The organism is Amycolatopsis silviterrae (assembly GCF_042684085.1).
GTDB lineage: Bacteria > Actinomycetota > Actinomycetes > Mycobacteriales > Pseudonocardiaceae > Amycolatopsis > Amycolatopsis silviterrae.
Window position 1 is genome coordinate 508,222 of record NZ_JBHUKS010000006.1, and the last position, 16,330, is coordinate 524,551.

2 pseudogenes are annotated in these 16,330 nt (G+C 74.4%); both read left to right on the forward strand.

Annotated features, from left to right (window positions below):
* Positions 1 to 12 precede the first annotated feature (12 nt).
* Positions 13 to 8,799: pseudogene (locus ACFSVL_RS11150) on the forward strand (SDR family NAD(P)-dependent oxidoreductase); the annotation flags it as partial.
* 71 nt (positions 8,800 to 8,870) lie between these two features.
* Positions 8,871 to 15,917, forward strand: a pseudogene (locus ACFSVL_RS11160) (SDR family NAD(P)-dependent oxidoreductase); the annotation flags it as partial.
* Positions 15,918 to 16,330 lie beyond the last annotated feature (413 nt).

Sequence of the window (16,330 nt, forward strand, 5' to 3'; positions counted from 1 at the left end):
GTGCTGGCGCTGCGGCACGGCCTGCTGCCCGAAACCCTGCACGCCGACCGGCCGTCGTCCCATGTGGACTGGCCGGGCGCCGGGGTGGAGCTGCTCACCGAACGGCGCGCGTGGCCGGAGACCGGCCGTCCCCGCCGGGCCGCGGTGTCGTCGTTCGGGGTCAGCGGCACCAACGCGCACGCTGTTCTCGAACAGGCGCCGGAACCGGAAGCCGAGCCGGACCCCGGCCCGCTGCCGGCCGTCGTGCCCTGGCTCCTTTCCGGCAAGACCCCGGCCGCGCTGCGGGACCAGGCCGGCGCTTTGCTCGCCGCCCTCGGCCGCGAACCCGGGCTCCGTTCCGCCGACGTGGCCTTTTCCCTCGCCACGACCCGGGCGGCCTTCGAGCACCGGCTGGCCGTGACCGCCGACGATCCGGACGCTTTGCGCGCGTTGCTGGCCGCCTGGACCGCCGGCGCCGCCGCGCCCGGCCTGATCGAAGGACAGGTCAGCGGGCGCACGAAGCTGTGCGTGGTCTTCTCCGGCCAGGGAGCGCAACGCGCGGGGATGGGCCGGGAACTGGCCGCCGCGTTCCCGGTTTTCGCCGAAGCGCTGGACGCGGTCCTGGCGCAGTGGGACGCACCGGTCCGCGACGTCCTCTTCGCCGAGCCCGGGACCGCCGACGCCGCGCTGCTGGACGAAACCGGGTACGCGCAACCGGCGTTGTTCGCGGTCGAGGTCGCGTTGTACCGGCTGGCCGAGGCTTGGGGCGTCGTCCCGGACTTCGTGACCGGCCATTCGGTCGGCGAGATCGCCGCGGCGCACGTCGCCGGGGTGCTGTCGCTGGCCGACGCGTGCGCTCTGGTGGCGGCCCGGGCCCGGCTGATGCAGGCCCTGCCCGGCGGCGGGGCGATGACGTCCGTGCAGGCCGCCGAGGCCGAGGTGCTGCCGCTGCTCACCGGCGCGGTCTCGCTCGCGGCGGTGAACGGACCGGACTCGGTGGTCGTGTCCGGCGACGCCGGCGCGGTCGACGGGATCGCGGCGAAGTTCGCGGCGCTGGGGCGCAAGACGAAGAAGCTCGCGGTGTCGCACGCTTTCCATTCGCCGCGGATGGACCCGATGCTCGCCGAATTCGCCGAGGTCGTCCGGGGCTTGGCGTTCGGCGCGCCGTCCGTTCCGCTGATCTCCAACCTCACCGGCGAGATCGCGGGCGCGGACCTGGTCTGCTCGCCGGAGTACTGGGTGCGGCACGTGCGCGAGCCGGTCCGGTTCGCCGACGGGGTCGAGGCCGCCCGCGCCGCCGGGGTGCGCGCCTTCCTCGAACTCGGCCCGGACGGCGTGGCTTCGGCGATGGTGCAGGACATCGTCGGCGAGCGCGGGGCGGCTGTGGCCGCGGTGCCGGCCCTGCGCAAGAATCGCGGCGAGCTGTCTTCGGTGGTCTCGGCGTTGGCGCGGCTGCACGTCGCGGGGGTCGTCGTCGACTGGGCGGCGTTCTACGCCGGGACGGCCGCGCGCCGGGTCGGCCTGCCGACCTACGCGTTCCAGCACGAGCGGTTCTGGCCCGAGGGCGGCGAGTTCGCCCTGGCCGAGCCCGCGCGGACCGCGGGGGACACGCGGTTCTGGAACGCCGTCGAACGCGAAGATCTGGACGGGCTTGCCGCGGATCTCGGTGTCGACGCCCGCGCGCTCGGCGAGGTGCTGCCCGCGCTGGCCTCCTGGCGCCGCCAGCGGCAGGAAATGTCCACTGTGGACGCTTTGCGCTATCGGGAAAGCTGGGTGCCGCTGACCGGATTCCGGGGGACCGGCCCGCACCGGAGCTGGCTTGTCGTTGTCCCGCAACGGCTCGCTGGAGACGCCTGGGCCGCCGCGGTGGTCGAAGCACTGGGCTCCACGGCGGTCCGGCTCGACGTCGACGCGACGGACCGGGCCGGGCTGGCGCGGATGGTGCGGGACCGGAACTTCGGCGGCTTCGCCGGGGTGGTGTCTCTGCTCGCCTTCGCTGAGCCCGGCGCCTCGGCCACCGCGGAACTGGTGCAGGCATTGAGCGACGAGGGGGCGGCTGGCCCGGTCTGGGCGGTGACGCGCGGTGCGGTGTCGACGGGGCGCGCGGATCGTGTTCTCGATGTCGGCCAGGCCGCGGTGTGGGGGCTGGGGCGCGTGGCCGCCCTGGAGTACCCGCGGCTGTGGGGCGGACTGGTCGACCTGCCCGAAGTTCTCGACGAGCGCGCGGCACGCCGGTTCGCCGGGGTGCTCGACCAGGCGGAGGTCGTCGAGGACCAGGTCGCGGTGCGGGCTTCCGGGACCTTCGGCCGGCGCGTGGTTCCCGCGCCCGCGGGAGACGCGGCCCGGGCGTGGACGCCGACCGGCACAGTCTTGATCACCGGCGGCACGGGTGCGCTCGGCGCCCGCGTCGCGCGTGATTTGGCGGCGAAAGGCGCTCCGCATCTGGTGCTGCTGAGCCGGCACGGCGAGGCCGCGCCGGGCGCGGTGCAGTTGCGCGACGAGCTGACGGCCCTGGGCAGCAAGGCGACGGTGTCCGCGTGCGACGTGTCCGATCGGGAGGCGGTGGCCGCGGTCCTGGCCGGTCTTCCCGCGGAACTGCCGCTGACCGGAGTCGTGCACGCCGCGGGCGTTCTCGACGACGGCGTGCTCGACGGACTGACTCCGGACCGGTTCGACGCGGTGTTCCGCGCGAAGGCGGCCGGGGCGCTGGTCCTCGACGAGCTGACCCGTGACCTCGGACTGGAGGTCTTCGCGCTGTTCTCCTCCGTCGCCGGCGCGGTCGGCAACCCCGGGCAGGGCAACTACGCGGCCGCCAACGCGGTGCTCGACGCGCTGGCCGAACGTCGCCGGGCCGACGGGCTGGCGGCCACGTCGATCGCGTGGGCGGCCTGGTCAGGCGGCGGCATGGCGGACGACGCGAAGGCAGCGGAGCGCACTCGCCGGGCCGGCATGCCGGTGCTGGAGCCCGGAACGGCGCTGGCCGCGTTCGGCCAGGTCGTCGCCGAATCGCCGGCGACCGCGGTGATCGCCGATCTGCGGAACACCGCGCTGCTCGCCGCGCTGCTGAGCCTGCGGCCGAACCCGCTGCTCGCGGAACTGCCGGAAGCTCAGCGCATCCAGACCGCCGCGGCGCGGTCCGCCGACGCCGGTTCCGCCGCGTCCCGGCTCCGCGAGCAACTGGAAAAACTCCCCGAAGCCGACCGCGCCGGACTGCTGCTGGAGACCGTCCGCGCGGACGCCGCCGCTGTCCTCGGCCATGCCTCGGCGACGGCCGTCGGCGCCGAGGCGACGTTTCGCGACCTCGGGTTCGATTCCCTGACCGCGATCGAGGTCCGCAACCGGATCGCCGCCGCCACCGGTCTGCGGCTGCCCGCCACCCTCGTCTTCGACTATCCGACGCCCGCCGCGCTCGCCGCCCATCTGGCGGGGCGGCTCTCCGGCCGCGCCGCCGAAATCGCCGAACTCCCCGAGGCCGCCCGCGGCGGCGCCGACGAGCCGATCGCGATCGTCGGCATGGCCTGCCGCTTCCCCGGCGGGGTCGCTTCGCCGGAGGACCTGTGGGAGCTGGTCGACGAGGGACGCGACGCGATGTCGGAGTTCCCGGCGGACCGCGGCTGGGACCTGGCCGCGCTCGCCGGCGACGGCCGGGGGACCAGCGCGACCGGGCACGGCGGGTTTCTCGACGACGTGGCGGGTTTCGACGCCGGGTTCTTCGGCATCTCGCCGCGGGAGGCGCTGGCGATGGATCCGCAGCAGCGCCTGATGCTGGAGACGTCCTGGGAGGCGGTCGAGCGGGCGGGAATCGATCCGTCGGCGTTGCGCGGCAGCGCGACCGGGGTGTTCGTCGGGACCAACGGCCAGGACTACGCGAACCTGGTGATGCGGTCGCGCGAGGACGTGGAGGGCCACGCCAGCACCGGCCTGGCGGCGAGTGCGGTGTCCGGCCGGGTTTCCTACGCCTTCGGTTTCGAGGGGCCGGCCGTCACGGTCGACACGGCGTGTTCGTCGTCGCTGGTCGCGTTGCACTGGGCCGCCCAGGCGTTGCGGTCCGGCGAGTGTTCGCTGGCGTTGGCCGGTGGGGTGACGGTGATGTCCACTGCGCTGGGTTTCGCGGGTTTCACGCGGCAGGGCGGGTTGGCTCCGGATGGCCGGTGCAAGGCGTTTTCCGATGACGCGGACGGCACCGGCTGGTCCGAAGGCGCGGGAGTTCTGGTCGTCGAGCGCCTCGCCGACGCCGAGCGCAACGGGCACCGGGTGCTGGCGGTGGTGCGGGGTTCGGCGGTGAATCAGGACGGTGCGTCGAACGGGCTGACGGCGCCGAACGGCCCGGCGCAGCAGCGGGTGATCGGCCAGGCGCTGGCGAACGCGGGACTGTCCGCTTCGGACGTCGACGCGGTGGAGGCGCACGGGACCGGGACGGCGCTGGGGGACCCGATCGAGGCGCAGGCGATCATCGCGGCCTACGGTCAGGATCGGGAGATTCCGTTGTGGCTGGGCGGGATCAAGTCGAATCTGGGGCACACCCAGGCCGCGGCGGGGGTCGCCGGGGTCATCAAAATGGTGCTGGCGCTGCGGCACGGGATGCTGCCGCGGACGCTGCACGTCACCCAGCCGTCGTCGCATGTGGACTGGTCCGCGGGCGCGGTGTCGCTGCTGACGGAACGGACTCCGTGGCCGGAGACGGGCCGTCCGCGCCGGGCGGGGGTGTCGTCGTTCGGGCTGAGCGGGACCAACGCGCACGTGATCGTGGAACAGGCACCACCGGCAGCGCGGCGGGTTCCGGCCGGACGGCGGCCGGAGGTGGTGCCGTGGCCGGTGTCGGCGAAGTCGGCGGCCGCGCTGGACGAGCAGCTTCGCAGGCTGAAGTCGTTCGCGGAGCGCAATCCCGGTGTCGCGGCGGCCGAGGTGGGCAGTGCGCTGGTGCACGGCCGGGCGTTGTTCGAGCATCGCGCGGTGGTGCTGACCGGTGCGGGAGACGGGCTTTCCCAGACGGCCGGCGTGGCCGGGGAACGCTCGGCGGCGGTGGTGTTCTCCGGCCAGGGCAGCCAGCGGCTGGGGATGGGCCGGGAACTGTACGAGCGGTTTCCGGTGTTCTCGGACGCGTTCGACGCGGCGGCCGCCGAGCTGGACCGGGGGGCGGACCGTTCGCTGCGCGAGGTGGTGTGGGGCTCTGACGAGGAGGCGCTGAACCGGACCGAGCACGCGCAGCGCGCGTTGTTCGCGATCGAGGTGGCCTTGTTCCGGTTGGCCGAATCCCTGGGGATCCGCCCGGCACGGGTCGCCGGGCATTCGATCGGCGAGGTCGCGGCGGCGCACGTCGCCGGGGTGCTGTCGCTGGCCGACGCGTGCGCCCTGGTTCTCGCGCGGGCGCGGCTGATGCAGGCGCTGCCCGCGGGTGAGGGGGCGATGGTGTCGGTTCGCGCGGCCGAAGCGGAAGTGCTGCCGTTGCTGGCCGGTAAAGAGCCTGCGGTGTCGATCGCGGCGGTGAACGGTCCCGACACGGTGGTTCTGTCGGGGGAGAAGGACACGGTGCTCGCCATCGCCGGGCAGTTGGCCGAGCAGGGCCGCAAGACCAAGCGGCTGGCGGTGTCGCACGCTTTCCATTCGCCGTTGATGGATCCGATGCTGGCGGAGTTCGCCGAGGCGATCGCCGGATTGTCGTTCGAAGAGCCGCGGCTTACCGTGGTGTCGAACGTGACCGGACGGCCCGCCGAGGCCGGGGAGCTGTGCTCGCCGGAGTACTGGGTCCGGCACGTGCGGGAGCCGGTGCGGTTCGCCGACGGGGTGCGGGCGCTGGCCGAGGACGGCTCGGACGCGATCCTCGAACTCGGTCCGGGCGGGGTGCTGGCGGGGCTGGCGCTCGATCTGGTGGACCCGGCCGGGACGGTCGTGCTCCCGGCGCTGCGCGACGGGCGCGGCGAGGAAGCCGCTCTGGCGGGTGCGCTCGCCGAACTGCACGTGATCGGGGTCGAGGTCGACTGGACCGCGTTCCTCCCCGCCTCGGCTGCCTTCGCCGATCTGCCGACCTACCCGTTCCAGCACGAACGCTACTGGCCCACCCTCGCGGCGCCCGCGGACGCGGCCGGGCTGGGCCTGCTCGCGGCCGGCCATCCGCTGCTCGGCGCGGCGACCGCGGTGGCGGGCTCGAAGGGAGTGCTGCTGACCGGCCTGCTTTCGGCCGCCGGGCTGCCGTGGCTCGCCGGGCACGTCGTCGACGGCGCGGTGGTCTTTCCCTCGGCCGGATTCGCCGAACTGGCTTTCCGCGCGGCGGACCAGGTCGGCTGCGGCCGGATCGAGGACCTGACCGTCGTCTCCCCGCTGGTGTTCGACGCGGAGGACGCCGTTGCCCTGCAGGTGTGGGCAGGCGAACCGGACGACACCGGGTGCCGCGCGCTGACGGTGCACTCGCGTGCCGCCTCGTCTCCCGACGCCGACTGGGTCTTGCGCGCGACCGGAAGCCTCGCCGCCGAAACTGCGCCGGGCGCCGCGTTCGGCGGCGAACCCTGGCCGCCTGCGGAAGCGGTCCAGCTCGATCTTGACGTGGACGACTGCGGTCTTCGCGCGGTGTGGCGGCGCGGCAGCGACGTGTTCGCCGACGTCGCCCTGCCGGACGGCGTCGAAGACGCCGCCGCGTTCGGCGTGCACCCCGTGCTGCTCGACGCCGCCGTGCAGGCGGCGGACTGCGCCGGTCCGGGCCAGGCCGGGACCGGGCTCGACCCGGTGTCGTGGACCGGGCTGACGCTGCACGCGGCCGCCGCGTCGACCTTGCGGGTCCGGCTGACCGCCACCGCCGCGGACACTGTCTCCGTGGTCGCGGCGGACGCCGCAGGCGCGCTCGTGCTGTCGGCCGAGTCGGTTCGGCTGCGACCGGTCAGCGCCGCGGAACCCGCTCCTCCGGCCGCGCCGGCCGGGTCGTTGTTCCGGCTGGACTGGACTCCGGTCGCAGCCGAACCGGAGCCGGCGGAACCGGCCGCGAAGTGGGCCGTGCTGGGCGCCGACCATCTCGGCCTGACTGCGGCGGTGAAGGCCGCCGGATGCGCCGTCGTGTTCTCCGGCCGCACATTCGCGGAGCTGGCCGGGGACGCCGTGCCGGATTTCGTGCTCGTCCCGGTCGCCGGCGCCGAGGGCGGCGACGTGCCCGCCGCCGCGCACGCGACGACCTCGCGGGTCCTGGAAGTGCTGCAGGACTGGGCATCGGACGAGCGGTTCGCCGAGGCACGGCTGCTGTTCGTGACGCGGAACGCGGCCGGGGACACCGTGACGGATCTCGCCGCGGCCCCGGCGTGGGGGCTACTGCGCGCCGCCCAGCTCGAGAACCCGGGCTCGATCCTGATCGCCGACCTGGACGGCGAAGACGCTTCGGCCGTCGCGGTTCCGCGGCTTCCCGGCCTGCTGGCCGACGCCGAAACGCAGGCGGTCGTCCGGGACGGCGTCGTCCGCGTGGGACGGCTGCGGCTCGCGCCCGCCGAAACCGGCGGCCGGGAGTGGGATCCCGCCGGGACGGTGCTGATCACCGGCGGCACCGGCGGCCTCGGCCGGCACCTCGCCCGGCACGTCGTCGCCGAGCGCGGCGCCCGGCACGTGCTGCTGGCAAGCCGCCAGGGCCCGGACGCCCCCGGTGCGGACGAACTGCGCGCGGAACTGGCCGCTCTCGGCGCCGAAGCGACCATCGCGGCTTGCGACGTCGGAGATCGCGACGCCGTCGCCAACCTGCTCGGCTCGGTCCCTCCCGAGCATCCGCTGACCGCGGTCGTGCACACCGCCGGCGTGCTCGACGACGGGGTACTCGGCTCGCTCGATCCGGACCGGCTCGCCCGGGTCGCCCGGCCGAAGGCCGACGGAGCCTGGCACCTCCACGAACTGACCGAGCACAGCGATCTCGCGGCGTTCGTCCTGTTCTCGTCGGTCGCCGGGGTGATGGGCAGCCCGGGCCAGGGCAACTACGCGGCAGGCAACGCCTTCCTCGACGCGCTGGCCCAGTTCCGGGTCCGCCAGGGCCTGGCGGCCACTTCGCTGGCGTGGGGCCCCTGGGCGCGCGACAGCGGCATGACCAGCGCGCTGAGCGATGCGTCGCTGCGCCGGATGGCGGGCACCGGTCTCCCGCAGCTGCCGGTGGAACAAGGCCTGGCGTTGTTCGACCGGGCCACCGGTTCGCGCGAGCCGCTGCTGGTGCCGCTCGCGCTGGGCACCGGCTCGATGCGGGTCGAGGGCGCGGTGCCGGCCGTGCTGCGGAGCCTGGTGAAGACGCCGCGGCGCACCGCGGCCGCCGCTGCCGAGGTGTCGGCGGACAGCTTCGCCCGGCAGCTCGCCGAAATGCGCGAGGGCGACCGGCAGCGCCACCTGCTCGACCTGGTGCGCGGCGCGGCGGCCGCGGTGCTCGCGCACAGTTCGCCCGAAACCGTCGGCGCCGCCCGCGAATTCCGCGAACTCGGGTTCGACTCGCTGACCGCGGTCGAACTCCGCAACCGGCTGACGATCGCGACCGGCCTGCGCCTGCCCGCGACGCTGGCCTTCGATTACCCCACGCCGGAGGTGCTCGCCGAGCACCTCCGTGCCGAACTGCTCGCCGACCGCCCCGCCGGGGCCGGCTCGTCCCTGCTCGCCGCACTCGACCGGTTCGAAGCCGCGCTCGCCGAGGGCGAACCCGACGAACTCGCCCGGGGCGGGATCGCCCTGCGGCTGCGGCGCCTCGCGGCCGCGTGGAACGGCCCGTCGGCCGAGCCGGGCACGCCCGAGGTCGCCGAGCGGATCCAGTCGGCCAGCACCGACGAGGTCTTCGACTTCATCGACCGGGAACTCGGCAGGCTGAACGAGCGGTGACCCGAGGCCACGGACAGGAAGGTTCAACCACGATGCCGGACGACCAGAAACTCGTCGACTACCTGAAGTGGGTCACCGCCGATCTGCACCAGACCCGCCAGCGCCTGGAGGAGGCCGAGTCGGGCCGCCGGGAACCCGTCGCGATCGTCGGGATGGCCTGCCGGTTCCCCGGCGGCGTCGGCTCGCCCGAAGAGCTGTGGGAGCTGGTGGCGTCCGGGGCGGACGGCATCACCGGGTTCCCCGGCGACCGGGGCTGGGACCTCGGCGTGCTGGCCGGCGACGGCCACGGCCGCAGCGCGACCGCCGAGGGCGGTTTTCTCGACGACGTGGCGGGTTTCGACGCCGGGTTCTTCGGCATTTCGCCGCGGGAGGCGCTGGCGATGGATCCGCAGCAGCGGCTCCTGCTGGAGACCTCGTGGGAGGCCGTCGAACGCACCGGGATCGACCCGCGGACCCTCCGCGGCAGCCGGACCGGCGTGTTCGTCGGCACGAACGGCCAGGACTACGCGAATCTCGTGCTCGCCTCGGGCGAAGACGTGGAGGGCCACGCCGGCACCGGGCTCGCGGCGAGTGTCGTCTCCGGCCGGATTTCCTACGCCTTCGGTTTCGAGGGGCCGGCCGTCACGGTCGACACGGCGTGTTCGTCGTCGTTGGTCGCCCTGCATCTCGCCGCGCAGGCATTGCGTGCCGGCGAGTGCACCCTGGCGTTGGCCGCTGGCGTGACGGTGATGTCCACTGCGCTGGGTTTCGCGGGTTTCACGCGGCAGGGCGGGTTGGCTCCGGATGGCCGGTGCAAGGCGTTTTCCGATGACGCGGACGGCACCGGCTGGTCCGAAGGCGTCGGGATGCTGGTGGTGGAGAAGCTTTCCGACGCCGAGCGCAACGGGCATCGGGTGCTGGCGGTGGTGCGGGGTTCGGCGGTGAATCAGGACGGTGCGTCGAACGGGCTGACGGCGCCGAACGGCCCGGCGCAGCAGCGGGTGATCCGGCAGGCGCTGGCGAGTGCCGGCTTGTCGGCCGCCGATGTCGACGCGGTGGAGGCGCACGGGACCGGAACGGTGCTGGGGGACCCGATCGAGGCGCAGGCAGTGCTGGCGGCCTATGGCCAGGATCGGGAGATTCCGTTGTGGCTGGGCGGGATCAAGTCGAATCTGGGGCACACCCAGGCCGCGGCGGGGGTCGCCGGGGTCATCAAAATGGTGCTGGCGCTGCGGCACGGGATCCTGCCCGAAACGCTGCACGTGACCGAGCCCTCCACCCGCGTCGACTGGTCCGCGGGAGCGGTGTCGCTGCTGACCGAGCGGACGGAATGGCCCGCGGTCGGCCGTCCGCGCCGGGCGGGGGTGTCGTCGTTCGGCATCAGCGGCACCAACGCGCACGTGATCCTCGAACAGGCGCCCGCGCCGGCCGAACCGCCGGAACCGGCCGGACCGGCGCCCTCCGGGGTGCTGCCGTGGGTCGTCTCCGCCAAGAGCGCCGCGGCCTTGCGCGCACAGGCGCGCCGCCTGCTGTCCGTCGCGGGCGGTCGCGCGCCCGCCGACGTCGGCCTTTCGCTCGCCACCACCCGGTCGGTCTTCGACCGGCGCGCGGTGGTGCTGGGGGAGTCCCGCGAGGAACTGCTGTCCGGGCTGACCGGGCTGACCGGCGAAGAGCCCGCCGCGGTCACCGGGCTGGCCGACATCGAGGGCCGCACCGTCTTCGTCTTCCCCGGGCAGGGGTCGCAGTGGGCGGGCATGGGCGCCCGGCTGGCCGAGGAATCGCCGGTGTTCGCCGAACTTCTCGGCGAGTGCGCCGCCGCGCTCGCCGAGCATGTCGACTGGTCGCTGCTCGAGGTGCTTCGCGGCGCGGACGGGGCTCCGGCGCTGGACCGGGTCGACGTGGTCCAGCCCGCCTCCTGGGCGATCATGGTGTCTCTGGCGGCACTCTGGAGCCACCACGGGGTGGTGCCGGACGCCGTGGTGGGGCACTCGCAGGGCGAGATCGCCGCGGCCGTGGTGTCCGGCGCACTGTCCATTGAGGACGGTGCGCGGGTGGTTGCCGTGCGCGGCAAGGCGATCAGCCGGTCTCTGGCCGGGCGCGGGGGGATGGCGTCGGTCGCGCTCCCGGCAGCCGACGTCGAAAGGCGGCTGGCGGGCCGCGATCTCTCCCTCGCGGCGGTCAACGGGCCGAAATCCGTGGTGGTGTCCGGTGCGCCGGAGGCGCTCGACGCGTTCCTGGCCGAACTGACCGCCGAGGAAGTCCGCGTGCGCCGGATCGCGGTGGACTACGCGTCCCACTCGGCCCAGGTCGAGCTGCTCGAGGGGGAAGTGCGCCGCGAACTCGCCGGCGTCGCCGCGCGGGAGTCCGAAATCCCGTTCTTCTCGACGGTGACCGGCGACTGGCTGGACACCGCCGCGCTGGACGCCGGGTACTGGTACCGCAACCTGCGCGAGGCCGTCGGCTTCGAGCCGGCCGTCCGCGCGCTGCTCGGCCAGGGGCATCAGGCGTTCGTCGAGGTGAGCTCCCATCCGGTGCTGACCGGCAGCATCCACGAGACGGTCGACGAGGCCGGCGTCCCGGCGGTGGTCGCCGGGACGCTGCGCCGGGACGACGGCGGCCTGCGCCGGTTCCTCACCTCGCTCGCGGAGGTCTTCGTCCGCGGCGTGGAAGCCGACTGGTCGACGGTGTTCGCCGCGACCGGGGCCCGCCGGGCGGACCTGCCGACCTACGCCTTCCAGCACGAGCGGTACTGGCCGCGGACCGCCCCGGTGCGGGCCGACCCGGCCGGTCTCGGACAGCTCCCGGCGGACCACCCGCTGCTCGGTTCGGCGGTGTCGCTGGCCGGATCGGACGGCGTGCTGCTGACCGGCCGCCTGTCGACGGCGACCCACCCGTGGCTGGCCGACCACGTGGCCGGGGGCAGGGTGCTGTTCCCCGGCACCGGGTTCCTGGAACTCGCCGTCCGCGCGGGCGACCAGGCCGGCTGCGACCGCGTGGCCGAGCTGACGCTCGCCGTCCCGCTGGTGCTGGCCGGCGACGAGGCGGCGGCCGTCCAGGTACGGGTCGCCGCACCCGACGAAACCGGCAGCCGCGAGCTGCGGATCTTCTCCCGTCCGGCGGACGCGCCGCCGGAGCACGAGTGGACGTGCCACGCGACCGGGCTGCTGGCTCCGGGCGGCCGGGCCGCGGAGTTCGACGCGAGCCAGTGGCCGCCGCCGGGCGCGGACGCGGTCGACCTCGACGGCTTCTACGACCGGCTCGCCTTCGGCCCGGCGTTCCAGGGCCTGCGCGCCGTTTGGCGGGACGAGGCCGCGGTCTACGCCGAAGTCGCCCTGCCCGCGCCGGCCGCCGACGCCGGTCTGTTCGGGATCCATCCGGTGCTGCTGGACGCGGCGCTGCACGCGGTGTCGTTCGTGGACCCCGGCGGCGCGGGCAAAAGCCTGCTGCCGTTCGCGTGGAACGGGGTGTCGCTGCACGCCAGCGGCGCTTCGACGCTGCGCGTGCGCCTGACCGGCATCGGCGCCGACACAGTGTCGATCGACGCGGCCGACGTCGACGGCGCACCGGTGCTTTCGGCGGAGTCCCTGGTCCTGCGCTCGGTGTCGGCGGGACTGGCCGCCGGCCCGGGCGGCGAACAGCGGTCGTTGTTCCGGGTGGACTGGGCCGAGATCCCGGTTCCCGCTCCGTCCGCCACCCGCTGGACGATGCTCGGCGGCGACGTGTTCGGCCTTGCCCCCGCGGTCAGCCTCGCCGGGGACGTGCTCGCGGGGTTCGCCGATTCCCCCGCCGGCGCGTCCGGTCCCGTGCCGGACGTGTTCCTGCTGCCGGTCGTGGGAGACCGGCCGGGCGGCCCGGACGCGGTGCGTTCCCTGACCGCGCGGGCGCTCGAACAGATCCAGGGCTTCCTCGGCGAGGAACGGTTCGCCGGCTCGCGGATGCTCGTGGCGACCCGGGGCGCGGCGGCCGACGGCGGCGACGTCGCCGATCTCGCCGCTGCGGCGGTGTGGGGCCTGGTCCGGTCGGCGCAGACCGAGAACCCCGGGCGGTTCCTGCTCGCCGACCTCGACGGCGAACCGGAGTCCGCCGCGGTCGTGCCCGCCCTCGCCGGGCTGTTCGCCGAGGGCGAGTCGCAGGTCCTCGTGCGCCGCGGCCGGGTCAGGGCCGGACGGCTGGCGCGGCTCGCGGACGGCGACGGCCTGCTGCCGCCCGCCGGCGACGCGCCGTGGCGGCTCGGCACCAGCCACCGGGGCAGCCTGGACGCGTTGAGCCTGCTGCCCGCCCCGGAGGTCGCGGAACCGCTGTCCGGGCGGCAGGTCCGGATCCGGGTGCGGGCCGCCGGGGTGAACTTCCGGGACGTGCTCAAGGCCCTCGGCATGTACCCGGGCCGCGACGGCCTGATGGGCGCCGAGGCGGCCGGCGTGGTGTCCGAGGTCGGGCCCGAGGCAACCGAATTCCGGCCCGGAGACCGGGTTCTGGGCATGATCGACGGCGGGTTCGGGCCGGTGGCCGTCGCCGACGAGCGCTGTCTCGCACCGGTGCCCGACGGCTGGCCGGACGAACGGGCCGCGTCGGTCGCGCTGGTGTTCCTGACCGCGTACCACGCGTTCGTCGACCTGGCGCGGCTGCGCCGCGGCGAGACCGTGCTGATCCACGCCGGCGCCGGCGGCGTCGGCATGGCGGCGATCCAGCTGGCCCACCACCTCGGCGCGGAAGTGTTCGCCACGGCCAGCGAAGCCAAGTGGGGCGAACTGCGTGCCCTCGGCGTCGCCGACGACCACATCGCGTCTTCGCGGACGACCGAGTTCGAGCAGCGTTTCCTCGCCACGACCGGCGGACGCGGCGTCGACGTCGTGCTCAACGCCCTCGCCGGCGAATTCGTCGACGCGTCGCTGCGGGTGCTCGCGCCGGGCGGCCGCTTCCTCGAGATGGGCAAGACCGACATCCGCACCGACGTAGCAGGCGCGGACTACCGGGCATTCGACCTCGGCACGGTTCCGGTGGAACGCATCCAGGAGATGCTGCACGAGCTGCTGCGGCTGTTCGACGCCGGCGCGCTGCGGGCGCTGCCGGTGACGGGCTGGGACGTGCGGCGGGCGCCCGAGGCGTTCCGCCGGATGAGCCTGGCCAAGCACATCGGCAAGATCGTCCTCGCCGTCCCGCCCGCGTGGCGTCCCGACGGCACGGTCCTGATCACCGGCGGCACCGGGGTGCTGGGCGGCCGGCTCGCCCGGCACCTCGTCGCCGAGCGGGGCGTGCGGCACCTGCTGCTGGCGTCCCGTCGCGGTCCGGACGCGCCGGGCGCACCGGAGCTGCGGGCCGAACTCGCCGCGCTGGGCGCCGACGTCACCGTCGCCGCCTGCGACACCGCCGATCGCGCCGCGCTCGCGGACTTGCTCGGGTCGGTGCTGGCGGCGCATCCGCTGACCGCGGTGGTGCACACGGCCGGCGTCCTGGACGACGGTGTCGTGGCCTCCTTGACCCCGGACCGGCTCGACGCCGTCCTGCGGCCCAAGGTCGATGCCGCGTGGCACCTGCACGAGCTGACCGCGAGGATGCCGCTCGCCGCGTTCGTCCTGTTCTCGTCGGTGTCCGGGGTGACCGGAGCCCCCGGGCAGGCCAACTACGCCGCCGCGAACGTCTTCCTCGACGCGCTCGCCCAGCACCGGCGGGCGCGGGGGCTGCCTGCGACCTCGCTGGCGTGGGGACTGTGGGAGCAGGCGAGCGAGATGACCGGCGCGCTCACCGGCAACGACGTCAAGCGGATCTCGTCGGCCGGGCTGCCGCCCATCGGGACCCGGCAGGGACTGGCGATGTTCGACACCGCGATCACCTCCGACGAACCGCTGATCGTCGGAGTGCGAGTGGACGCTTCCCGGCTCGGCGGCCGGACCGAGGTTCCCGCGCTCCTGCGCGGCTTGGTCCGGACCGGCCGCCGGGCGGCCGCGGCCGGCGCCGCGAGCGTCTCGGCGGCGACGCTGCGGGACCGTCTTCGCGGCCTCGGCCCCGCGGAGCGGGAGGACCTCGTCCGGGCACTGGTGGTGGACTACGCCGCGGCGCTGCTTGGGCTCCGGGACCCGGCCGCGCTCGACCCCGGCCGGCCGTTCCTCGAATCCGGCTTCGACTCGCTGATCGCGGTGGAACTGCGCAACAAGCTCGCCGAGACGGCCGGTCTGCGCCTGCCTTCCACCGTGGTGTTCGACAGCAAGACTCCTGCCCAGCTGGCGAAATGGCTGCTCGGCGAATTGGCGGACACCGTCGAGGCCGCGCCCGGCCGCGTCGGCGAACCGGCGTCGCGGGACTCCGGCGACACCGTGGCGAAGCTGTTCTTCGGAGCGCTGGAGCGACGCCAGGAGCCGCAGGGCATGGGCCTGCTCAAGGCCGTCGCCGCGCTCCGGCCGACCTTCGAGACACCCGCGGAACTGGACGAGCTGCCGCTCCCGGTGACCCTGTCCGAAGGAGCCGCGGAGCCGATGCTGATCGGCATCAGCTCGCCGGTGGTCAACGGCGGGGTCCACCAGTACGCGCGCCTCGCGGCCCAATTCCGCGGCAAGCGCACGATGTCGGCGCTCCCGCTGATCGGGTTCGCGCCGGGGGAGAGCCTGCCGGCCACCGCCGCGGCGGCGTCGAGAGTGATCGCCGAATGCGCGCTCAACGCCAGCGACGGCAAGCCGTTCGTCCTCTTCGGACACTCCTCGGCCGGCGCGCTCGCCGTCTCCGTCGCCGGCGTGCTCGAGAGCACCTGGGGAATCCGGCCGGACGCGGTGGTCATGCTCGACACCCTCAGCATGCGCCACCGCAGCGGCGAAAGCGTCGACTTCGACGCGATCGCCCGGACCTACCTGACCGGAGCGGAGTCGAGCCCGGTGACCCCGACCAGCGCGCGGCTGTCGGCGATGAGCCACTGGTTCAGCATGATGACCGCGCTGGAACTCCCGCCGACGACCGCGCCGACCCTGCTCGTGCGGTGCGCGGTTCCGCTGGCCGGCGCCGAAGCCGCCGCCGCGTCCGGCGAGAGCCCGGTGCCCGCGGACGCGGTGCGGACCATCGACGCCGACCACTTCTCCCTCGCCAAGGAGGATTCGGCGCTCACCGCCGCGGTGCTGGAGGACTGGCTCGCCGACGGGGTCCTGGCGCGCTGACCGGTGGCAGTAAGAACGGGTGTGAGGTCCGTGAGGGGAACCCTGAGGGAATCAGAGTCCGTCAGGGTTCCCCTCACGGACGTGAAGATACCGTCGCATGGGCATCAATCCGGCATTTCAGCGCCGGTGATGTCCTTTGTGGACGAAGCAGCGAGCCTGGGGCGACGCGGCTCAAGTTCCTGGCATGGGGAATCGGAGTCCGTGCAGGTGGCCCTCACGGACCTGCGGACACAGTCCCGCGATGCGGAACCGGGCGGTCCGCCGATCCGGTCGTCCTTTATGGACAGCCAGCGGGATCGGGCAGCCCGGCTTGATTCCCTGGCATCGCGGCGAGGCGTTGCCGCCGTCCGCCCGCGGTGCGGGCCGTCGTCGGTCAGCCGAAGGCCGGACGGTCCGGCGCCGAGCGCGGACAC